Consider the following 22920-nt stretch of genomic DNA (forward strand, 5'->3'; position numbering starts at 1 on the left):
ATCAGGCTAGCGGCCCGAGCGGGCGATCCACCCCTCCACTTCCGAGGGGGTCCGGGGGATGCCGACCGACAGGTTCTCGGCGCCGTCCTCGGTCACCAGGATGTCGTCCTCGATGCGGACACCGATGCCGCGGAACTCCTCCGGCACGGTCAGGTCGTCCTGCTGGAAGTACAGTCCGGGCTCGATCGTGAAGACCATGCCGGCCTGCACGGTGCCGTCGAGGTACATCTCACGACGGGCCTTCGCGCAGTCGTGCACGTCGAGGCCGAGGTGGTGGCTCGTGCCGTGCACCATGTAGCGGCGGTGGAACTGGTTGTCCGGCTCGAGCGACTCGGCGGCGGAGACCGGCAGGAAGCCCCACTCGGCGGTCTTGCGCGCGATGACCTCCATCGCGGTGGCGTGCACCTGGCGGAACGTGATGCCCGGCTTGACGATCGCGAACGCGGCGTCGGCTGCCTCGAGCACGGCTTCGTAGACCATGCGCTGCACGGGCGAGAACGTGCCGCTCACCGGCAGCGTGCGGGTGATGTCGGCGGTGTAGAACGAGTCGACCTCGACCCCGGCGTCGATGAGGATGAGGTCGCCCGGCTGCACGGCGCCGTCGTTGCGGGTCCAGTGCAGGATGCAGGCGTGGTGGCCCGAGGCGGCGATGGTGTCGTAGCCCACGGTGTTGCCGTCGGCGCGGGCCCGGCGGTTGAACGTGCCCTCGACGATGCGCTCACCCCGCGGGTGTGCGAGCACGGCGTCGAAGTCGCCGATGACGTCGTCGAACCCGTGCTTCGTGGCGTCGACGGCCTTGCGGAGCTCACGGATCTCGTACGCGTCCTTGACCAGTCGCAGCTCGGACAGGTCGCGGGCGAGCAGGTCGTCGGTGGCCGGCGACCCCTCGGTCTCGTCCGCGCCACCGATCGCTGCGCCGGTACGGGCGTCGAGCGAACGGGTCAGGTCGTCGTCGGCTTCACGCACGAGCAGCGCCGACGCGTCGAGTGCGTCGGCGACGGCCGTGAACGCCCCGAGGTCGGCCGTGGCCAGCCCGAGGTCGGCGGCGACGGCGTCGAGCGAGGGGCGCGGCCCGACCCAGAACTCCCCGATCTCGGGGTTGGCGTAGAACTCTTCGGAGTCGCGACCTGCGGTGGCACGGAAGTACAGCGTGGCGTCGTGTCCGGAGCCGCTCGGCGTCATCACGAGCACGGAGCCGACGACGGTGTCGGTGCCCCAGCCGGTCAGGTGCGCGAAGGTGGAGTGCGGGCGGAACGGGTAGTCGCAGTCGTTCGAGCGGACCTTGGCCTGCCCGGCCGGCACCACGATCGTGCGGCCCGGGTGCAGCTCGGAGATGCGTGCGCGACGCTCGGCCGCGAACGCGGCCTGCTCGCGGGGCTCGGGCTGCGCTTCCGAGCGCTCGGCCCACTGCGACCCGATGAAGTCCTTGAAGGTCGAGGACCCGGGGGTCGTGGATCGGTTGCTCGTCGCGCGGGGAGTCGTGTCGGCCATGCGTCCATCATCGCACCGCCGGGCGACACCCGGCCTGTGCGGCCGCTCACCTGTGGATAGCATTGGCCACGTGCCAGACCCGTTCATCGACCTGCACGCGCACTCCAGTGTCTCCGACGGCACCGAGCGTCCCGCGGAGCTCGTCCGAGCGGCCGCGGCCGCCGGACTCGACGCCGTCGCACTGACCGACCACGACACGACCGCGGGGTGGGCGGACGCCACGGCCGCGGCGCACGAGCTGCCCCTGACCCTGCTGCCGGGCCTCGAGCTGAGCACCCGGATCGGCTACCGCAGCGTGCACGTGCTCGGCTACCTGGTGGACCCGGAACACCCCGGACTGGTCGAGGAGACGACCCGGATCCGCGACGGCCGGCTCTCCCGCGCGCACCGCATGGTCGACCGCATCGCCGAGGACCACCCGATCACCTGGGCGGACGTCCTGGCCCAGTCCAGCCCCGGTGCCACGATCGGCCGTCCGCACATCGCCGACGCCCTGGTCGCCCGCGGGCTCGAGTCGGACCGGTCCGCGGCGTTCCGCGGGATCCTGCACCCGGCGTCCGGCTACTACGAACCCCACGAGGCACCGTCGCCCCTGCGCGGCGTCGAACTCATCCGGCAGGCGGGCGGCGTGCCCGTCATCGCGCACCCGGCGGCGTCCTCGCGCGGGATCGTCATCGACGAGCCGATGCTCCGCGACCTGGTCGACGCCGGGCTCGGCGGGCTCGAGGTCGACCACCGCGAGAACCTGGCACACGGCAAGCGCACCCTGCTCGACTGGGCGACGCGCTACGGCCTGTTCGTCACCGGTTCGAGTGACTACCACGGCACCGGCAAGCCGAACCGGCTGGGGGAGCACCGCACGGCGCGCGTCTCGTTCGACGCGATCGTGTCCGAGGCGACGGGCAGCGCTCCCGTGGTCGGACCCGGCTCGCGCCTGTCCTGACGCGTCGCGCCGTCCCACCGAAGCGACAGATCTCGCGCGGCGCGGCTCGACCCATCCGCAAAAGCGACAGATCCCCGCTGACAATTCGCGGCGATCTGTCGCTTTCGCGGGGGGGGGCAGTCGGCGGGTGGGGACGACGAAGGGCCCGTCGCGTCAGCGACGGGCCCTTCGAACTGGAGGCGCTACTCGCCGTCCGACGTGCCCTGCGGTGCCGAGGCGGTCACCGAGGCATCGCCGGTGCCGGCTCCGCGACGGCGGCGACGACGGCGACGCTTCGCGGCGCCGTCGGTGGAACCACCCTCGGTGGCCGAGCCGTCCTCGGGGCCTGCCGCGGCGGTGGGGGTGACCGACTCGGTCGCCGGAGCCTGCGGGGCGGACTGCTCCGAGCCTCCTGACCGGGTGCGGCTGCGCGACCGCGAACGCGACGCGTCACGCGAACCCGACGCCGGGCGGTCGCTGCTGCGCTTCTCGACGGGCGCGCCGGCCGAGGCGGCGTGCGACGACGAGCCGGGCAGACGGCCCTTGGTGCCCTTGGGGATGTCGAGTTCCTCGAACAGGTGGGGCGACGACGAGTAGGTCTCGACGGGCTCGGGGATGCCGAACTCGAGGGCCTTGTCGATCAGCGTCCACTTGTGCAGGTCGTCCCAGTCGACGAAGGTGACCGCGATGCCGGTCTTGCCCGCACGGCCGGTGCGGCCGGCGCGGTGCAGGTACGTGTCCGGGTCGTCCGGGATCGTGTGGTTGATCACGTGCGTGACGTCGTCGACGTCGATGCCGCGGGCGGCGACGTCGGTGGCGATGAGCACGTCACGCTTGCCGGCCTTGAACGCCGCCATCGCGCGCTCGCGCTGCTCCTGGTTGAGGTCGCCGTGCACCGCTGCGGCGTTGAACCCGCGGTCCTTCAGCTCCTCGACGAGCTTCGCCGCGGCACGCTTGGTGCGGGTGAAGATCACGGTCTTGCCGCGGCCTTCGGCCTGGAGGATGCGGGCGATGACCTCGTCCTTGTCCAGGGAGTGCGCGCGGTAGATGAGGTGCTTGATGTTGGCCTGCATGAGGCCCTCGTCCGGGTCGGTCGCCCGGATGTGCACCGGACGGCTCATGAACCGGCGGGCGAGGGCGACGATCGGCGCGGGCATCGTCGCCGAGAACAGCATCGTGTGCCGCACCTCGGGGACGGCCTGGAAGATGCGCTCGATGTCCGACAGGAAGCCGAGGTCGAGCATGCGGTCGGCCTCGTCGAGCACGACCTCCTGCACGTGGGAGAGGTCGAGCAGACGCTGCCGCTGCAGGTCGATGAGTCGCCCGGGCGTGCCGACGACGATCTGGGCGCCGGCCTTGAGCTGCTCCACCTGGCCCTCGTAGGCCTTCCCGCCGTAGATCGAGACGACCGTGGTCGGACGGTTCGAGGCCGCGAGCTCGAGGTCCTCGGTGACCTGGACCGCGAGTTCACGGGTCGGGACGACGACGAGCGCCTTCACGCCGTGCGCCGGGTCAGCACCGAGCCGCTGGATCAGCGGCAGACCGAAGCCGAGCGTCTTGCCGGTACCCGTCTTGGCCTGGCCGATGATGTCCTGGCCGGTCAGGCCGAGCGGGATGGTCTGTTCCTGGATCGGGAAGGGGTCGATGATGCCCTTGCCGGCCAGTGCATCGACGATGTCCTGGTCGATGTTGAGGTCTGAGAAAGTCAAAGAATCACCTTAGTTCTGGTGGAAGTCCGGGCCAGTCTACCGACGGGCTGGTGGTCCGGGGCACTCCGGCTCCCGACGGGCGCGTGGTCCGGGGTGCTCCGGGGTGCTCCGGGGTGCCGCTGGGCGTCGGGGCGGGCGCCCGGCGGGCGCCGCTGGGCGTCGGGCGGGTGACCGGCGGGTGCCCTCTATGCTGGTCGGGTGGTGTCGTGGTGGAACCGGAAGCGCGCGGCGCAGCTCGCTGCCGCATGGCTCGCGTCGCGGAACCCGCGCGGAGCCGCGCAGGTCAAGCGGCTCGCGCTCGACGACGTCACCCCGGAGCTCGACGTGTACCTGGGGCAGGCCGCGTACCTGCAGCTGTCCGTCTACGAGACGATGGGACGAGCCGGTGCTTCGGCACCGACGCTCTCCGGCCGCCTGGTCACCGGGGTGCTCGCGACCACGGCGCTCGAGCGGCACCGCACGATCGTGGCCGAGATCGAGCGCACCGGCGGGGACCCGGCAGCGCTGATGGCCCCGCACCGCGAAGCGATCGACCTGTTCCTCGAACGGACGAGCGGCGCCGACTGGTACGAGTCGATGCTGACCGGCTACGTGACGGCCGGCATCCTGAACGACCTGTTCGGCAACCTGCTCCGCTCGCTGCCGCTCGACGTGCGGCAGCGGCTGCGGTCGGTGTTCGACGCGCGCGAGGAAGCGGCGGTCGTCGAGGAGCTGACGGCCCACATCGAGGACGACCCGCAGATCGGTTCGCGTCTGGCGATGTGGGGACGTCGTCTGGTGGGCGACACCCTGCTCGTCGCCCGGTCGGCGCTGGCGTCGCACGCCCGAGAGGACCAGGAGCGGCTCGAGCCGGTCTGGACCGAGCTCATCGCCGCGCACACCCGACGGATGGACGCGCTCGGTCTGACGGCCTGAGCGGTCAAGCTGCCCGAGGGGCGGGCTGGTCGAGCGTCAGGTTGCTCGGGCGTCAGGGTGCTTGAGCTTCGGCTGCCGGGGCGTCAGGCGCCGCGCGTCTTGAGCAGCTCGTAGTACTCGGCGTCGCGCTTGTCGCGCTGGGTGCCGAGGAGCCACTCGACGACGAGGGTGATCGCGCCGGACCCCACGAGGGCCACGACCCAGATCCAGGTGCCGTCGTACCGCCAACCGGCCCAGGTCAGCGCTTCCCAGAGCACTGCTGCGGCGATGCCGCCGACCGCTGGGCCGACGAGCACGCCACGGTTCGACCGCCACGGCAGGATCACGTGCGCGACCGCACCGATGATGACGCCGCCGAGGACGGCGAAGAGCAGTTCCACGTCGTCAGGCGACGAAGCCGATGCGCCGTGCCTCTTCCGCGCCGACCTCGACGTACGCCAGGGCCGAGACGGGGACGATGAAGCGACGGCCCTTGTCGTCCTGCAGCGACAGGTGCGTCGACTTGGCGGTGAGCGCCTCGGACACGGCCTTCTCGACCTGGTCCGCGGTCTGGGCGGTCTCGAAGGCGATCTCGCGGGGGCTGTTGATGATGCCGATCTTGATGTCCACGAGCACAGCGTATCCGAGCGGTCCCGTGCGGCATCGGGCGTTCGCCGCGGGCGCACTCGACGGCGTGACGACCGGTGCCCCGCGCGTCCGCAGCGGTGCTGTCGGCGGTCCTGGGTACCGTACGAGCGTGCCGCAGACCACGCTGATGCCCGCTCCCGAGGACACCGGGTTCGCGCGCGCACTGGTCGACGACCCCTCGCAGGCTGCGGTGCTCGCGTTGCCGGACGGCCGTCACGCCGCGGTGATCGGTGCGCCGGGCAGCGGCAAGACGACCACGCTCGCGCGGCTCGTCGCCGACCGGCTCTCCCGTCCCGACGCGATCACCCCCGACGGCCACGCGACGGTGCTCGCCCTGACCTCGGCGCGGACGGCTGCGACGGCGCTGCGCGACCGGCTCGCACGGGCGGTCGACCGGGTCGTGCCGGGTGCCCTCGCACGCACCGTGAACTCGCTCGCGTTCCAGATCGTCACCCACGCGGCGTCGGTGCAGGGGCAGGAACCCCCGACGCTGCTCACCGGTGGGGAGCAGGACCGGATCATCGCCGACCTGCTCGCCGGGCACGAACTCGACGGAGCCGGACCGGCCTGGCCCGACCCGATCACCGCCGTCGTCCGTGAGCGAGCGGGGTTCCGCACCGCCCTGCGCGACGTCATGATGCGTGCGGTGGCCGCCGGCGTCGAGCCCGACGACATGCGGGAACTCGGCGACGAGCTCGGACGGCCCGAGTGGCGGGCCGTCGGGGACTTCGTGGACGACTACCGGGCATCGGTGACCGCGTTCCGACCGACCGGGCTCGACTCCGGCGAACTCGTGGCGTACGCCACCGCCGCGGTGCTGCGGCACGAGCTCCCCGCCGGCATCGCCGCCCTGCGCCTGGTCGTGGTCGACGACACGCAGGAACTGGTGGAGGGTGAGATCGCGCTGCTCGGGGCACTCGCGCGCTCCGGCGTGCAGGTCGTCGCCTTCGGGGATCCGGACATCGCCGCCTCGGCGTTCCGCGGCGCCGAACCGGACGTGCTCGGTCGGCTGGCCGTGCGACTCGGGGTGGACCGCGTCGACGAGCTGTTCCTCGGCGCCGTGCACCGGCACCCCGCCCCGATCCGTGCCCTGGTCACCGGCGTCACGGGTCGAATCGGCACCGCGGCGGCCGGTCGGCAGCGCAGCGCGTCGGCGGGCGACCAGGATGCGCGGTCCGACGCCGTCGTGCACCTCGAAGCCGCCAGCCGGTCCGCGCTCGTCGTGGCGATCGCCCGTCGACTGCGCGAAAACCGTCTGCTCGACGGTGTGCAGTGGCACCGGATGGCCGTGGTCACCCGCAGCGGTGCTGCCATCCCCGAACTCGTCCGGGCACTCTCCGTGGCCGAGGTCCCGGCGACCGCTGGTGCCGCGCCCGTCCGTCCGCGCGACGACTCCGCGGCGCGGGCGCTGCTCGACGCGGCCGCGGTGGCGCTCGACGTCGTGCCGTTGGACGCTGCCCTGGCCACCGCGTTCGCCACCGGGCCCCTCGGTGGCCTCGACACCCTGGCCATGCGCCGGCTCCGGCTCGCCCTGCGGCGCGAGGAACTCGCGGGCGACGGCAGCCGCACCGCCGACGAACTGCTGGTCGATGCCCTGGGCGCGCCGGAGCGCCTGGCGACCGTCGACGCCGGGTTCGCGCGACGGGCGACCCGGTTGGCCCGCAGCCTGGTGCAGGCTCGTGCCGACGCGGATGCAGGATCGAGCATCGAGGAGATCCTCTGGGGCCTCTGGGAGCGCAGCGGTCTCGCGAAGTCATGGGGTGCCCAGTCCGCCGCCGGTGGGGTCGGCGCCGGGGAAGCCGACCGGCACCTGGACGCCGTCGTCGGCCTGTTCACCGCCGCCAAGCGCTTCGTCGAGCGCACGCCGGACGCGCCCGCGCGGGTCTTCGTCGACGACCTGCTCGGCGCGGACCTGCCAGAGGACTCGATCGGCCCCGACCGGACCGCCGGCCGGGTGCGGGTCCTGACGCCGTCGGCGACGATCGGGCTCGAGTGCGACGTGGTCGTGGTGCTCGGTCTGCAGGACGGCGTCTGGCCGAACACCCGAGTGCGCGGCAGTCTGCTCGACCCGGACGGCCTGGTCCGCGCCGCTGCCGGGGTCGAGCGATCACCCATCGACGACCGAGCCGCCGTGGTCGCCGACGAACTGCGGCTGTTCGCCCGGGCCGTTTCTCGGGCCACCACCCAGGTCGTCATCGGCACGGTGGCGAACGACGACGAGTCGCCGTCACCCTTCGTCCGGCTCGTCCCGGTGCCGCCGGACCGTCAACCGACCGTCCACCCGCTGTCCCTGCGTGGGCTCGCCGGGTCGCTGCGCCGCCGGGTGGTGGGCTCCGGCGACCACGAGGCCGCGTCCGCGCTGGCCCGCCTGGCCGAGGCAGAGGTCCCCGGGGCGGACCCGGACGAGTGGTACGGGCTCGCCGAGCCGACCACGGACGACCCCCTGGTCGACCTCGACGCCGAGCCAGCGCCCGAGATCGAGGGCGGCGAGCCCGTCGCCCCGGCCGTGTCGGTGTCGCCGTCGCGGATCGGCACCTTCGAGGAGTGCCCGGTGCACTGGTTCGCGCAGACCTTCGGCGGCGGTGCCCCGAGCCCGGCGATGGGCATCGGCACGATCGTGCACGAAGCGATGGAGCACGCCACCGAGATCGACGTCGAGTCGCTGTGGGAGCGGGTCGAGGCGCGGTGGGACGAGCTCACGTTCGAGTCGCCCTGGGTCGCCGACCGCGAACGTGCCAGGACCCGGCGGATGATCGAGGGGCTGAGCGACTACCTCCGCACCTTCGCCAGCGCCGGCCGCAGGCTGCTCGGCGCCGAGACCTCGTTCGCGCTCGTGACCGGGCCCGCCCGGATCCGGGGGAGCATCGACCGCATCGAGGTCGACGCCGAGGGCCGTGTCAGCGTCGTCGACCTGAAGACCGGCCGGTCGATGCCCAGCGAGAAGAACGACATGCCGGAACACCCGCAGCTCGGGGCCTACCAACTCGCGGTCGAGGACGGCGCGGTCGAGGGCGTGCCGGCGGGGTCTCCGATGACCGACGCCAGGCTGGTCTTCGTCCAGAACCCCCGCGGCGGACAGGCGTACTCCGAGCGGACGCAGCACGCGTTCGACGCCGAGGCGCGCGAGGCCTACCGCGAGCGGTTGCACGGGGTGGCGCGGGGCATGGCCGGACACACGTTCGTGGCGCACGTGGACGACCACTGCGAGAAGGCCCGGACCGGGGTCGAGTGCCGGATCCACGTGGTGGCGGAGGTGACCTGGTGAGCGACACGACCGAGGCGGCGGACACGACCGACACGGCGGACGCGACCGACGCGGGTGACGCGACCGGCACGGCTGCCGCTGCGGACGACACTGTTGCCGCTGCACCGCCCGTCATCCGGCACGGCGCCGACGCCATCGCCGACGCCCTCGGCCGCCCTCGTCCCACCGCCCAGCAGCGTGCCGTCATCGAGTCACCGCTCGTGCCGGCGCTGGTCGTCGCCGGTGCCGGCAGCGGGAAGACCGAGACGATGGCCTCGCGCGTCGTCTGGCTGCTGGCCAACGGACTCGTCCGCCCCGACGAGGTCCTCGGCCTGACCTTCACCCGCAAGGCCGCCGGCGAGCTCTCCGTCCGCATCAACGACCGCATCCGTGCGCTCGAGGACGTGGGGTTGATCACCCCCGGTGACGCCTTCGAGGCACCCACCGTCTCGACGTACAACGCCTTCGCCAACGCGGTCTTCCGCGAGAACGCCCTGCTCGTCGGGCGTGACGGCGAGTCCCAGGTGCTGACCGAGCCCTCGGCCTGGCAGCTCGCCCGTCGGGTCGTGGTGGCCGCGCGCGACGACCGGCTCGCCGGGCTCGACCGCGACGTCGACACCCTGACCGCGGCCGTGGTCGCGCTCGCCGGCGCCACCTCGGAACACCTCGTCGAGCCGGAGGACCTGCGCCGGTTCGCGATCGAGTTCTCCGAGCTGCTCGAACTCCCCGGCAACCGCGGCAAGCCGTACAAGGCGATCACCGACGCGGTCGCCGCGATCGGCGCCCTCGAACCCCTGGCCGACCTGGTCGCCGAGTTCCGACGACAGAAGGTCGACCGCGGGTTCGTGGAGTTCTCCGACCAGATCGCCCTCGCGCTCGCCGCGGCAGAGTCGGCGCCGCGGGGCGTGACGGACCTGCGGAGCCGGTACGGGGTGGTGCTCCTCGACGAGTACCAGGACACCTCGGTGGTGCAGACCCGGTTCCTCGCCCGGCTGTTCCGCGGGCACTCGGTGATGGCGGTCGGCGATCCGCACCAGTCGATCTACGGGTTCCGCGGTGCGAGTGCCGCGAACCTCGCCCGGTTCCCGCGCGACTTCGGCGGCGACGAACCCGGCGTGGCCGAACCCGTCACCTTCGCGCTGTCGACCAGCTGGCGGAACCCGGTGGACGTGCTCGCGGGGGCGAACGCGATCGTGTCACCGCTGTCCGAGGCGTCCGAGGTCGACGTCGAACGACTCTCCCCGCGGCCAGGTGCGGACGCCGGCACCGTGCGGGTGGTGTTCCCCGAGACCCTGCCGGAAGAGGCCGACGAGGTCGCGGCGTGGTTCCAGGACCACCGCAGGCAGAACCCGGCGGGCTCGATGGCGCTGCTGCTGCGGGCCCGGAAGGACCTCGCGGCGTTCACGGCGGCGCTCGGTGCCCGTGGGGTGCCGTACCACGTGCTCGGCACCGGCGGACTGCTCCAGCGTCCGGAGATCGTCGACCTGGTGGCGTGCCTGCGGGTGCTGCACGACCCGGCGGCCGGAAACGACCTGCTCCGGCTGCTCGCGGGTGCACGGTGGCGGGTCGGGGCGGCGGACATCGTCGCCCTGCACCAGCTCGCCCGGTGGCTGTTCCAGCGCGACCACACCCAGCAGCGCCTCGATGACGACCTGACCGCGGCCTTCCGTGCCTCGGTGGCTGCCGGGGAGCACGGGTCGATCGTCGACGCCCTCGACTTCGTCGCGACCGCACCCGACGAGCACGGCGCGCTCGAGGGCATCACCCCCGCGGGTCGCAGCCGGATGCGTGCGCTCGGCGGGCAGCTCGCGATGCTCCGCTCACGCGCGGGGAGCGACCTGGTCGACTTCGTGACGCTCGTCGTGCAGGAGATGCGACTCGACATCGAGGTCGCCGCGCACGAACAGGGCAGCGGCGCGTACCTCGACGCCTTCATCGACGAGCTCGCCGGTTTCGTGTCGACCGACGACCGGGCCGACCTCGGTTCGTTCCTCGGGTGGATCGACGCCGCCGCCCGGCGTGACGACATGGGCCCGCGTTCCGAGGAGCCCGAGGCCGGCACCGTGCAGATCCTGACGATCCACGGGTCCAAGGGGCTGGAGTGGGACGCCGTCGCGGTGCCCCGGATGGTCGAGGGCGGCCTGCCGGCGCGTCCGCAGGAGGGCTCGTCCGGTTGGCTCGGGTTCGGCCGGCTGCCGTACGAGTTCCGCGGGGACGCCGCCGAGCTGCCGCGACTCGCATGGCGCGGGCAGGAGACCCAGAAGGACGTCACCGCGGCGATCGACGCCTTCAAGGAACAGGTGAAGGCCCGCAACGAGGACGAGGAACGCCGGCTGACCTACGTCGCGCTGACCCGTGCCAAGCACGACCTGCTCGTGTCCGGCTCGTTCTGGGCCGGCGGGGTCCGACCCACCGAGCCGAGCCGCTACCTGCGCGACCTGGTGGACGCCGGCGTCATCGACGGTGCGGCGATCCCGGAGACGACGGTGCACGACGAGAACCCGATGGGGGAGAGCGGCGCGACCCAGACCTGGCCGCACGTGCCGTTCGGACAGCGTGCACCGCGGGTCCTGGCCGCCGCCGAGCGGGTGCGGAACGCGAACCCCGGCGCTGCGGGGCGCTTCGCTGCCGACATCGACCTGCTGCTCGCTGAACGGCATGCCACCCGGAACGCGAAGCACGCGGTCGCCGTCCCGCACCGTGTCCCGGCGTCGGGCTTCAAGGACTACCTGACCGAACCCGACTCCGTGGCCGAGCGGCTCCGCCGGCCGATGCCGGAGCGACCGTACCGCGCCACCCGGCTCGGCACGCTCTTCCACCAGTGGGTGGAACAGCGGGCGCGGAGCGGCGGCGCGCTCGAGACGCTCGACGTCTGGGACGGCGAGCTCGACCTCGATGCCGACGACCTCGCCGATTCGTCGCCGGACGCCGTGGTCACCGACGACGACGCCCGTCGCCTTGCTGCCTTCCAGGCGACGTTCGCCCGCTCACGGTGGGCCGGGCTGACGCCGATCGAGGTCGAGCGCGAGATCCACATCCCGTTCCTCGGCCACAGCGTGGTCTGCAAGCTCGACGCCGTGTACGAGATCGACGGGCGCGCCGAGGTGGTGGACTGGAAGACGGGCAAGGCGCCGTCGGGGGCGGACGACCTGGCCCGCCGCACGCTGCAGCTCGCGCTCTACCGCGTCGCCTACGCCGAGTTCACCGGGCGGCCGCTCGACCAGGTCGATGCGGTGTTCTACTTCGTCGCCGACGACTTGGAGGTCCGTCCGACCGAGCTGCTCGACCGCGCCGGACTCGAGCGTGCCTGGTCGGAGGCCGTCGGCTGACGTCCTGCGGCCGCGTTGCGTTCGTGTCGTGCTCCGCACTGGAGGCCCGCTGCCGGCCCGCCGGACCCGCGCCGGGCCTCCAGGCGGTCGCGTCCACGACTCCTGCCGCGCTTTGGTGAGCAGGAATGGTCGGGTGCGCCGCAGCGACCCGACCATTCCTGCTCACGAAGCGTGGGGCGGCGGCGTCAGCCGTGGCGGCGTTCGGTGGAGGACAGCAGCTGCTCCACCTCGCCGATCTCCATCGTCTCCGGTGACACGGACTGCAGCGGTTCCGCACTCGGGGCGTGCACGGCATCGACCAGGCGGTGCATCATCGCGACGGCGTCATCGACGACCTCGGTGCTCTTCGCCTGGACGCCGTGCAGCAGCCAGTGCGCCGTCTCGAGTTCGTGGTGCACGCGTGCACGCTGTGCGAGCTGTCGGTCACGCCCGCCGCCGTTCGCCTCGTAGGCGCTGAGGACGGTGTCGAAGGCGTCGCGGCGGCCGGCGAGCACCCAGGCGAGATCCTTCGCCGGGTCACCGAGCCGCAGCTCGCCCCAGTCGAGGATCCCGGTCACCGCGTCGCCGTCCACGAGCAGGGCGCCTGTGCCGAGCGAACCGTGCACGACGGTCGGCGTGAACTGCCAGAGCTGCTGGTCGCGGGCGGCACCCTCCCAGCGTTCGACGAGCGCGGCGGGGACGAGCTTGGTCGCCACGGCGCGGTCCATCACCGAGACGGCGGACCGGAGCACCTCGAACGGCGTGAGCGACGGCAGGCCGGCGTCGGAGACGAAGCTCGTCGGCAGCTGGTGGATCGAGGCGACGGCACGGCCGACGCTGGTGGCGAGGTCGGGGCGTTCGACGAGCGACGCGAGGGTCGGGTGGGCCCCGACCAGCCGCGTCGTGACGATGGCGCGCGTCGACCCGATCGGCGCCTGGCCGCGGTACTCGGCGACGCCGAACGGCAGGCGTGTGCGGATGCCGGCGCTCAGCGCGCGGATGGCGACGAGGTCGGCCGACTGCCGCGCCTCGGCGCGCTGGTTCCGGGGGCGGCGGATGACGATCTCGGCACCGTCGGCGTCGCGGAGGAGCGCCGACTCGTAGTCGCCGGCCGCGGCCGAGCCGAGCGTGCGCGTGCCCGTGACGAGGAGACCTGGAACGGCCGTCGTCGCCAACGCGGCTAGAGTGAACTGGGATCCCGCCATGCCCCTCAGGGTAGGCGCGTGACGCGTGCACGGCTGCACGCCACGCTGTTCGGCGGCCCGCACGCCCACCGCACGTCTCCTGCACGTCCGCACCCGATCCGAGGAGCTCTCCCGCCGTGACCGTCGAGTTCGCCGCCCGGCTCCCGCTCTCCCGCAACGAACTCGACCGCGACGCCGAGTTCCGCACGACCGACGACGTCGAGCGCGTCCTGCGCGAGGACGAGCACACCCGGTACCTGCCGGTGCGTGGTGCCGAGATGCTCCGGAACGCCGACGGCACCCTGCGCTTCGTGACCGCGGCGGAGATCCCGGTCGACACCGTGACCCTGTACCTCGGCCGTGCGGTGTCGGACGCCGCCGATGCCCCGGCGGGTACGCGCTTCGTCGCCGCCCTGATCGACAGCGCGACAGCCACCGCCATCGAACCCGACAACGACGCCTGGCAGAGCCTCCGGATGTTCGCCACCGAGCTCTCGCCGCGCGACCAGGGCCTGGCGGTCGAAGCCGTCGCGATGGCCAACTGGCACGCCGTGCACGGCTTCTCGCCGCGAACCGGCTCACCCACTGCCGTCGTGAGCGGCGGATGGGTCCGCCGCGACCCCGAGGGGCACGACCTCTTCCCGCGCACGGACGCGGCGATCATCGTCGGGGTCGTCGACGCCGACGACCGGATCCTGCTCGGTTCCAACGCCGCGTGGGACGCCGACCGGTACTCGCTGCTGGCCGGGTTCGTCGAGCCGGGGGAGTCGCTCGAGGACGCCGTCCGCCGCGAGGTCTGGGAAGAGTCCGGCGTCCGTGTCGAGGAGCCCGAGTACCTCGGCTCGCAGCCGTGGCCGTTCCCGGCGTCGCTGATGGTGGGCTTCCGTGCCCGCGCAGCCGGCGGTGACCCCACGACCGCCCGACCCGACGGCGTGGAGATCCTGGACGTCCGGTGGTTCTCGCGCGACGAGATCCGCGAGCGCGCCGGCGACACCCTGCTGCTGCCGGGACGCACCTCGATCGCCCGCGCCATCATCGAGGAGTGGTACGGCGGGCCGCTGGACCTGCCGTGAGCGTCACCGGTCCGCACGGTGCAAGGGGCGCCGGGGCAGTCGAACCCCGGCCGCCCTCGCCCGACGAACTGCTCGCCGCGCTCGACGCCGAGCAGCGGACGGTCGCCCGCACCCTGCTCGGTCCGGTCGCCGTGCTCGCCGGTGCCGGGACGGGCAAGACCCGCGCGATCACGCACCGGATCGCCTACGGCGTCGCCACCGGGACCTACGCGCCGAACCACGTCCTCGCGCTGACCTTCACGACCCGTGCCGCCGGCGAACTGCGGTCGCGCCTGCGCGCGCTCGGTGCCGGGACGGTCCAGGCGCGCACCTTCCACGCCGCCGCGATGGCGCAGCTCAGCTACTTCTGGCCGGACACCGTCGGCGGGCACGCCCCGAAGATCGTCGAGTCCAAGGGGCGGATGATCGCCCACGCCGCGGACACGGTCGGCATGAACGTCGACACCCCGGTGCTCCGCGACCTGGCCGCCGAGGTCGAGTGGCGCAAGGTGCAGATGCTCTCGCTCGACGAGTACGAGGCTGCCGCCGCCGACCGGGTGATGCCGCGCGACACCACGCCGCGCCGAGTCATCGACCTGATGAAGGCGTACGAGCGGCTGAAGGACGACCGGCGGCAGCTGGACTTCGAGGACGTCCTGCTGGCGACCCTCGGCATGGTCGAGTCCGAGCCCCGCGTGGCGTCGTACGTGCGGCAGCAGTACCGGTTCTTCGTCGTCGACGAGTACCAGGACGTCTCGCCGGTGCAGCACGACCTGCTGCGGGCCTGGCTGGGTGGCCGTGACGACCTGTGCGTCGTCGGCGACGCCAGTCAGACCATCTACTCGTTCGCCGGCGCCTCGAGCGACTACCTGCTCGGGTTCGGCTCGGAGTTCCCGCGCGGGTCGGTCCTGCGTCTCGAGCGGAACTACCGCTCCACCCGCGAGGTCGTGTCCGCGGCCAACACGCTGATGCGCGGGCAGCCCGGGGCACTCGACCTGGTGGCCCAGAGCCAGGAACCGGGCCCGGACCCGGTCGTGCTGGCCTGCGTCCACGACGGTGACGAGGCACAGACCATCGCCCGGCGCATCGCCGAGCTCGTCGGAGCCGGAGCGTCCTACGGGGACTGCGCCGTGCTCTTCCGCGTCGGAGCGCAGTCCGCTGCGCTCGAGTCCGCGCTCGGCCGGAACGGCATCCCGTACCGCGTGCAGGGCGGGACCCGGTTCTTCAACCGCCCGGAGGTCAAGCTCGCCGTCCACCACATGCGCGGCGAGGCGATCCGGCAGACCGACGACGAGCTGACCCGACGTGTCCGGCTGGTACTGCAGGTCAGCGGCTGGACGGAGACGCCGCCGGAGGGCACCGGCGCAGTCCGCGAGCAGTGGGAAGCGCTGCAGGCGATCATGGGCCTGGCCGAGGACGCCCCCGCCGGCACGACGATGCAGCAGTTCACCCAGGACCTGGTGGACCGTGCGGCGACGCACCACGAGCCCGAGGTCGACGCCGTCACGCTCGCGACGCTGCACTCGTCGAAGGGCCTGGAGTGGCCGCACGTGGTCATCGCCGGCGCCGCCGAGGGGCTCCTGCCGATCTCGCACGCGTCGACCGACACCGAGGTGGACGAGGAACGACGCCTGTTCTACGTCGGGCTGACGCGCGCCCGCCGTTCCGTCACGATCACGTGGTCGCAACAGGGCTCCACGCGTGGGGGAGCCCGGGCTCCGAGTCGGTTCCTGGCAGCGCTCGGCACGCGCACCGCGGATGGGGCCGGACCGGCGAACGGCTGACCGACAGGTCGTCGCGCTCGAAGACGAGCTGGTCGGGCTCGGCTCGCTGCGTCCGGAGCGGGAGCCGTTCCAGCAGCATCCGCGTCGTGGCGGCGGCCACCGCCGCCGACCGCCACGGTGACAGCGGTGCCGGGTGCCGGCCCCACACCTGGGCCGCGATGGCCGGCCAGGCCGGGTCGTCGTCGACGCGTGCGTACTCAGCGCACTGGAGGCACGGCCCGGCTCCCGGCACGACGAACGGCCCGAGACGGACGCGTCCGTCGCCGACGACGACCGCCAGGTGCGGCACGCCCCGGCGGGTCCACGCGGCGCGGAGCGCCGGGTCGACGACGTGGTCGGCCACCACCACGGCGCGGCGCGGTTCGGGCTCGGGCAGCACGATCGGGCCCCCGGGGGGCGCGCTGGTGCGGCTGACCGTCACGCCCTCGCCGGACAGGAACGTCGCCACGGTGTCGGCGAGGACACCGGCGCCGTGCACCTCGATGCGTTCGAGCGGCTCGGGCAGGACCTCGACCACCGCGGGCGACGCGGCACCGAGCACACCCGCAGCACGTTCCGGCGAGCACCCCGACGCGACCGCCAGGCCTGCCAGCACGTCGTGGCCGGTCTCGCGTCGCAGACCGTTGAGGAACCGTTCTTCCCCCGTGGTGGGCACCGCGACGACGGCGCGTGGAGGATCGACCCCGAGCTGGACCGTGGCGGGGTCGCGCCAGACGAACTCGAGCGTCGGATCGATGCGGATGCCCATGACCCCACGCTGCCGGAGTGTGCGGCACGCGTGGGGTCACAAGAGGGATCTGTGGAGAACTCAGCGGGGCTGGTCGCCCGTGTCGTTCCCGGGCTCGTCGCCCGCTCCGCCCTCGGTGTCGTCGGCCACGCGGCCGGACTCGTCCTCGTGCGGACGCGCACCGGTCGAGTCGTTCAGCAGGTCCTCGAGGGCCTTGTCGAACGCGTCGTCCTCGTCGGTCTGGGAGGGGTTCCGCAGCCGTGCGATGAGGGCATCGGGGGCGTCGACGTCGTCCGAGGTCGGCACCAGGTCGAAGTGCGACCAGAGGGCGTCACGCTGTTCGGCGCCGAGCTCGTCGGTCACCCGCTGCCACATCGCCGCGGCCTCACGCAGGCGACGCGGTCGCAGCTCGAGGCCGACGAGTGTGGCGAACGCCGACTCGGCCGGGCCGCCGGCCGCGCGGCGACGGCGCACCATCTCGGCGATCGCTCCGGCCTTGGGGAGACGGACGGTGGCCGCGGCGGTGACCGTGTCCACCCAGCCCTCGACGAGGGCGAGCATCGTCTCGAGCCGGGCGAGCGCGGCGTCCTGCTCGGCGGTCCGCGGCGGGATGAGGGCGCCCGAGGCGAGTGCGTCGCGCAGCTGTTCCTGGTTGGTCGGGTCGATGTCGGCCGCGAGCTCCTCGACGCGGTCGAAGGGGATGTGGATGCCCCGCGCGTATTCCGTGATGGACGAGATGATGTGCAGCCGGAGCCACCGTGCCGACCGGAAGAGCCGGGCGTGGGCGAGTTCGCGGACCGCGAGGTAGATGCGGACCTCGTCCTCGGAGACGTCGAGGCCCTCGGCGAACTCGGCGACGTTCTGGGGCAGGAGTGCCGCGACCTGCTCGTCGAGGAGCGGCACGCCGACGTCACCGCCGGACACGACCTCCTTCGACAGCTGCCCGACGACCTGGCCGAGCTGGATCGCGAACAGTGCCCCGCCGATGCCGCGCATCGCCTTCGAGACGTCACCGAGCATCGCCTTGAGCTGCTCGGGAGCACGCTGGTCGATCGCCTCGGTCAGGGCATCGGCGATGCTGAAGGCCACCGGCTCGGCGATCTGCGTCCACACCGGGACGGTCGCCTTGGCCCACTGCTCACGCGTGTAGAGGCTCGGGGTCGCGGTCAGCTCGGCGACCGTCGTGACCTCGTCGAGCCACAGTGCAGCGACCTGGAAGGCCTGGTCGGCCGCCTGCGAGGTGGCCGGGTCGACGGGGTGGCCGCCGTCCCGAGCGATCGCGGTGGCGCGTTCGGCGGTGGCCGAGAAGTCGATGCCGTCACCGCCGGACTGCGCGGCACGCTGGAGCTGGCTCATCAGGTTCGCCACGGAGGCCGGGTCGTTCGGCAGACCGGCGGCACCGGCGAGCTGCGACGGGTCGATCTGCCCCTCGCCCGAGAGCAGCTTGCGCAGCATCTCCTGGAAGTCGTCGTCCGGCCCCGGCTGTGGTTCATCAGGCATGCCGACTACGCTAATCGCTGCTCACGGGGCCGCACCTGGGATGCCCCCGTGGGAACGCCCGAAGCGCTGCGCCCAGGGCGAACAGCCCCGTCGCGAGACGTGGGCGACCACCCTGCCGCCAGGCGCGGGTGCCCACCTCGGAAGGACCCCGCGTGACCCTCTTCGCCCCCGCGCCCCGTCGTCGCTCGCGTGCCCGGACCGTCGGGTGGGCGTTCCTGATCGGCGCGGTCGTGCTGGGGCTGCTGGCGAGCCTGCTGCCCAGCCCGTACCTCATCGAGGTCCCCGGGCCGGTCTACAACACGATCGGCACGCAGGAGCAGGGGACGGGCAAGGACGCGAAGGACGTCAAGCTCATCCAGGTGTCCGGCCACGAGACGTACCCGACGGCCGGCGCCCTCGACATGCTCACCGTCGGCATCCAGGGCGATGCCACGAACCGCCCGTCGTGGACCAGTGTGATCCGCGCGATCTTCACCAGGTCGCAGGCGGTGATCCCGGTCGAGGCGATCTACCCGAGCGGCACCACGACCGAGCAGGTGAACGAGCGGGACTCCGCCGACATGCAGGCGTCGCAACAGTCAGCCGTCGCCGCCGCGCTCATCCAGCAGGGGAACGACCTGCCCACGGAACTCGAGGTCAGCGCCGTGCAGGAGGGCTCAGCGGCCGACGGCGCGATCGAGAAGGGTGACGTCATCACGGCGTTCGACGGCAAGTCGCTCACGACCAACGCCGACGCGGTGAGCCTGCGTGAAGCCGTCGCGCAGCACGGTACCTCGAGCCCAGCGACCGTCACCGTCGAACGGGACGGCGCGACGAAGGACGTCCGGGTGACGCCCCGCAGTGAGCAGGGCACGGCGCTGCTCGGGGTCGGCGTCACCGAGCGCTACGAGTTCCCCTTCAAGGTGTCGATCCGCCTGCAGGACGTCGGCGGTCCGTCCGCCGGCATGATGTTCGCGCTCGGGATCATCGACGAGATCACGCCGGGCAAGCTCAACGGCGGCAAGCACGTCGCGGGCACCGGCACGATCACGGCGGACGGCGAGGTCGGGCCCATCGGCGGGATCCGGCAGAAGCTCTACGGTGCCGCGGACGCGGGCGCCACGGTGTTCCTCGCCCCCGCGGACAACTGCGACGAGGTCGTCGGGCACGTGCCGGACGGGCTCGACGTCTACAGCGTCTCCACGCTCGACCAGGCCGTCACCGACCTGCAGACGATCGCTGACGGCGGGAGCACCGCGAAGCTCGCCCGCTGCGGGTCCTGACCCGGTCCTGAGCCCCCGTACAGGTTCACGCTCGGTCCGGTCCCATAGGATCAGTGTCACTGACGGCCCGCCGCGAGCCGGGCCCGCCGGTCCGACACGTCTGGAGCACATCAAGTGACGACAACCTCGTCCACCTCGGGGCGGCGTTCGCCGCGGGTCCCCATCGTGGTCACGATCATCGTGCTGGCCGCACTGGTGATCGCCTTCTTCATCTTCGCCAGCCTGTACACCGACTACGCGTGGTTCGCGCAGCTCGGGTTCCAGCAGGTCCTCACCACCCGGTGGATCGCCGGGACCCTGATGTTCCTGGCGGGCTTCCTCGGCATGGCGGTCCCGGTCTTCGTGAGCATCGCGCTCGCGTTCCGGTTCCGGCCGGTCTACGCGAAGCTCAACTCGCAGCTCGACCGCTACCAGCAGGTCATCGAGCCGCTGCGGCGCGCCGTGATGATCGGCATCCCCGTGGTCCTCGGCATCTTCGCCGGGCTCTCGACCGCGGGCCGCTGGAGCATGGTCCTCGAGTACTTCAACCGCACGCCGTTCGGCAAGAGCGACCCGCAGTTCGGACTGGACATCGGGTTCTACGTGTTCGAGCTGCCGTTCTGGCGCTCGATCGTGGCATACTCGTCGGCCGTCGTCCTCATCGCCGGCCTCGCCGCGCTCGCTGCGAGCTACCTCTACGGTGCGCTCCGCTTCGGTGGTCGTGAGGTCCGGATCTCCCGTGCCGCACGCATCCAGCTCGCGGTCACGGCGGCGCTCTACATTGCGCTGCAGGCCGTCAGCCTCTGGCTCGACCAGTACGCGGCCCTGACGAAGTCGAACTCCCTCATCACCGGTGCCCAGTACACCGACGTCAACGCGGTCATCCCCGGCCGGGAGATCATGGCGGGCATCGCGGCGATCGTCGCGCTGCTCTTCATCGTCACGGCGGTCATCGGCCGCTGGCGCATCTCGATCGTCGGCACGGGCCTGCTGCTCGTCGCCGCGATCGTCGTCGGCGGCATCTACCCGTGGGTCGTCCAGCGTCTGCAGGTGAAGCCCTCGGAGCGAACCTTCGAGTCCGCCTACATCGAGCGGAACATCAAGGCCACGCGAGACGCCTACGGTGTCGCCGGCGTCGAGGAACAGAACTACGACGCCACGACCGAGACGAGCTCGGGTGCGCTCGCGAAGGACGCGCAGACGACGGCGAACATCCGCCTCATCGACCCGAAGATCGTCTCCGACACGTTCAGCCAGCTGCAGCAGTACCGGCAGTACTACCAGTTCCCGAAGGAGCTGGACGTCGACCGCTACGACGTCAAGGGCGAGACCGAGGACACCGTCATCGCGGTCCGCGACATCGACCTCGCCGGGCTCAGCTCGGCTGCGAACACCCAGTACAACCGGGCGTTCGTCTACACCCACGGCTACGGCGTCACCGCGGCCTACGGCAACCAGCGCGCGAGCGACGGCAAGCCGGTGTTCCTGGAGTCCGGCATCCCGTCGAACGGTGCACTGGGCGACTTCCAGCAGCGCGTGTACTTCGGTGAGACCTCGCCGCCCTACTCGATCGTGGGTGCGCCGAAGGGCACGAAGGACGTGGAGCTCGACTACCCGTCCGGTTCGGACGACGACAACGGCGGCAACGCGACCACCACCTACGCCGGCGACGGCGGTCCGAGCCTCGGCAACTTCTTCAACCGGCTCGTCTACGCCGCGAAGTTCCAGTCGGAGCAGATCCTGCTCTCGAACGCGGTGAACAAGGACTCGCAGATCCTCTACGACCGCGACCCGATCACCCGCGTGCAGAAGGCGGCGCCGTACCTGACCGTCGACAGCGACGCCTACCCGGCGATCGTCGACCACCGCATCCAGTGGGTGGTGGACGGCTACACCACGAGCGACGCGTACCCGTACTCGCAGAGCCAGAGCCTGTCGGACAGCATCGCAGGCGCCGAGTCCTCGACGTACCGCACCGACCAGGTGAACTACATCCGGAACTCGGTGAAGGCCACGGTCGACGCCTACACGGGCAAGGTGACGCTGTACACGTGGGACACGAAGGACCCGGTCCTGAAGACGTGGCAGAAGATCTTCCCGACGTCGATGAAGCCGGTGTCGAGCATGAGCGCCGAGCTCCTCGACCACGTGCGGTACCCGACGGACCTGTTCAAGGTGCAGCGCTCGATCCTCGGCACGTACCACGTGACCAACGCCAACTCGTTCTACTCGGGTGACGACGCGTGGAACACCCCGCAGGAACCGACCAGCACGGCGACGTCGGACAGTGACGCCGACACCGCGGCGACGTCGACGAACGCGCTCGGCGCGCAGACGACGACGACCGCCAACAGGGCGAACCTGCAGGACCCGTACTACCTGACGATGAAGGTGCCGGGGCAGGGGACCGCCTACTCGCTGTACACGACCTACATCCCGCAGCAGTCGGCCGGAGCGAACAACCGCAACGTGCTGACCGGCTACCTGGCGGTGAACTCCGACGCGGGTGGTGCCGGCAAGGGCGAGAAGGCGTCGGGCTACGGCAAACTCACGCTGTTGACGATGCCGAAGACCGACAACATCCCCGGCCCCGGGCAGGTGCAGAGCCTCTTCAACGGTGACTCGACCGTGTCGCAGGAGCTCAACATCCTGAAGCGGGGCAACTCGACCGTGAAGCAGGGCAACCTGCTCACGCTCCCGGTCGGCGGTGGGTTCCTCTACGTGCAGCCCGTCTACGTCCAGTCGACCTCGAGTGGGTCCTACCCGCTGCTGCAGAAGGTCCTCGTGGCCTTCGGCGACAAGATCGCGTTCGAGGACACCCTCGACGAAGCCCTGAACTCGCTGTTCGGCGGCGACTCCGGTGCCGCGGCGGGCGACTCCGGCGCGAGCGGCAGCGGTTCCGGCAGCGGTTCCGGTTCCGACAGCGGTTCCGGCTCCGACACGGGGTCCGGTTCCGACACGGGTTCCTCGGGCTCGGGCTCGACCGGCTCGACGGGTTCCGGCTCGACCGACAACGACGCCCTGCAGGAGGCCCTGGCTGACGCCAAGGCTGCCCTGCAGGACCGCCAGGAGGCCTACGCCGACAACGACCTGGTCGCCGCGGCGGAAGCCGACCAGCGCCTCCAGGACGCGATCGAGGCCGCCACGGCAGCCGAGAACGGCAACTGACACACCGTGGCGGGGCACTCGATTTGTGTCCCGCCACGGCCCCGTGTA

15 protein-coding genes are annotated in these 22920 nt (G+C 72.0%); 8 read left to right on the forward strand and 7 right to left on the reverse strand.

The window, feature by feature from the left end; all coding sequences use genetic code 11:
* Positions 1–6 precede the first annotated feature (6 nt).
* Complete coding sequence (locus QRN49_RS15155) at positions 7–1491, reverse strand: aminopeptidase P family protein (protein ID WP_284756564.1); 1485 nt, start codon at positions 1489–1491, stop codon at positions 7–9.
* Positions 1492–1561: 70 nt separating this feature from the next.
* On the opposite strand from QRN49_RS15155, the gene QRN49_RS15160 reads away from it, so the two are divergent.
* Complete coding sequence (locus QRN49_RS15160; protein ID WP_071405460.1) at positions 1562–2434, forward strand: PHP domain-containing protein; 873 nt, start codon at positions 1562–1564, stop codon at positions 2432–2434.
* Between the two features lie 182 nt (positions 2435–2616).
* Here the strand turns inward: QRN49_RS15160 and QRN49_RS15165 are convergent, their stop codons facing one another.
* Positions 2617–4122 (reverse strand): DEAD/DEAH box helicase, encoded by a 1506-nt coding sequence (locus tag QRN49_RS15165; RefSeq protein WP_284756565.1) that lies wholly within the window; start codon positions 4120–4122, stop codon positions 2617–2619.
* A gap of 201 nt (positions 4123–4323) precedes the next feature.
* Here QRN49_RS15165 and QRN49_RS15170 point away from each other — a divergent pair, with 201 nt between their 5' ends.
* Positions 4324–5037 (forward strand): ferritin-like fold-containing protein, encoded by a 714-nt coding sequence (locus QRN49_RS15170; protein WP_258372448.1) that lies wholly within the window; start codon positions 4324–4326, stop codon positions 5035–5037.
* Between the two features lie 83 nt (positions 5038–5120).
* On the opposite strand, the gene QRN49_RS15175 is transcribed toward QRN49_RS15170, so the two are convergent.
* On the reverse strand, positions 5121–5417 hold the full coding sequence (locus QRN49_RS15175) for a hypothetical protein (protein ID WP_111022629.1): 297 nt from the start codon (positions 5415–5417) through the stop codon (positions 5121–5123).
* A gap of 4 nt (positions 5418–5421) precedes the next feature.
* Positions 5422–5646, reverse strand: coding sequence for a DUF3107 domain-containing protein (locus QRN49_RS15180; RefSeq protein WP_111022630.1), 225 nt, complete (start codon positions 5644–5646; stop codon positions 5422–5424).
* A gap of 127 nt (positions 5647–5773) precedes the next feature.
* Here QRN49_RS15180 and QRN49_RS15185 point away from each other — a divergent pair, with 127 nt between their 5' ends.
* Both QRN49_RS15185 and QRN49_RS15190 read left to right on the forward strand, forming a co-directional pair.
* On the forward strand, positions 5774–8929 hold the full coding sequence (locus tag QRN49_RS15185) for a PD-(D/E)XK nuclease family protein (protein WP_284756566.1): 3156 nt from the start codon (positions 5774–5776) through the stop codon (positions 8927–8929).
* Positions 8930–9042: 113 nt separating this feature from the next.
* Complete coding sequence (locus tag QRN49_RS15190; protein WP_502869009.1) at positions 9043–12237, forward strand: ATP-dependent helicase; 3195 nt, start codon at positions 9043–9045, stop codon at positions 12235–12237.
* A 185-nt stretch (positions 12238–12422) separates the two neighbouring features.
* Here the strand turns inward: QRN49_RS15190 and QRN49_RS15195 are convergent, their stop codons facing one another.
* Positions 12423–13421, reverse strand: coding sequence for a phosphotransferase (locus tag QRN49_RS15195; protein ID WP_111022632.1), 999 nt, complete (start codon positions 13419–13421; stop codon positions 12423–12425).
* Between the two features lie 116 nt (positions 13422–13537).
* Here QRN49_RS15195 and nudC point away from each other — a divergent pair, with 116 nt between their 5' ends.
* Positions 13538–14473: an NAD(+) diphosphatase gene (nudC, locus tag QRN49_RS15200; protein ID WP_284756568.1), complete on the forward strand. Its 936-nt coding sequence runs from the start codon at positions 13538–13540 to the stop codon at positions 14471–14473.
* Entirely contained in the window at positions 14470–16236 is a 1767-nt protein-coding gene (locus QRN49_RS15205) for an ATP-dependent helicase (protein ID WP_284756569.1), read from the forward strand. Before nudC ends, QRN49_RS15205 begins: the two co-directional genes overlap by 4 nt.
* On the opposite strand, the gene QRN49_RS15210 is transcribed toward QRN49_RS15205, so the two are convergent.
* Both QRN49_RS15210 and QRN49_RS15215 read right to left on the reverse strand, forming a co-directional pair.
* The gene (locus QRN49_RS15210; RefSeq protein ID WP_284756570.1) at positions 16127–16984 is read right to left on the reverse strand and encodes a TOMM precursor leader peptide-binding protein; all 858 of its coding nucleotides are present in this window, start codon (positions 16982–16984) and stop codon (positions 16127–16129) included. The two genes, QRN49_RS15205 and QRN49_RS15210, sit on opposite strands and share 110 nt — an antisense overlap.
* A 60-nt stretch (positions 16985–17044) precedes the next feature.
* A complete protein-coding gene (locus tag QRN49_RS15215) occupies positions 17045–18463 on the reverse strand; it encodes a zinc-dependent metalloprotease (RefSeq protein ID WP_284756571.1) in 1419 nt (472 codons plus the stop codon).
* A 152-nt stretch (positions 18464–18615) separates the two neighbouring features.
* On the opposite strand from QRN49_RS15215, the gene QRN49_RS15220 reads away from it, so the two are divergent.
* Both QRN49_RS15220 and QRN49_RS15225 read left to right on the forward strand, forming a co-directional pair.
* Positions 18616–19725, forward strand: a complete 1110-nt coding sequence (locus tag QRN49_RS15220) for a YlbL family protein (RefSeq protein WP_111022636.1) — start codon at positions 18616–18618, stop codon at positions 19723–19725.
* Positions 19726–19890: 165 nt separating this feature from the next.
* Entirely contained in the window at positions 19891–22872 is a 2982-nt protein-coding gene (locus tag QRN49_RS15225) for a UPF0182 family membrane protein (RefSeq protein WP_284756572.1), read from the forward strand.
* Positions 22873–22920: the final 48 nt, after the last annotated feature.

The sequence above is a fragment of the Curtobacterium sp. ME-Dv--P-122a genome (assembly GCF_030209645.1).
In the GTDB taxonomy this organism is placed as follows: domain Bacteria; phylum Actinomycetota; class Actinomycetes; order Actinomycetales; family Microbacteriaceae; genus Curtobacterium; species Curtobacterium flaccumfaciens.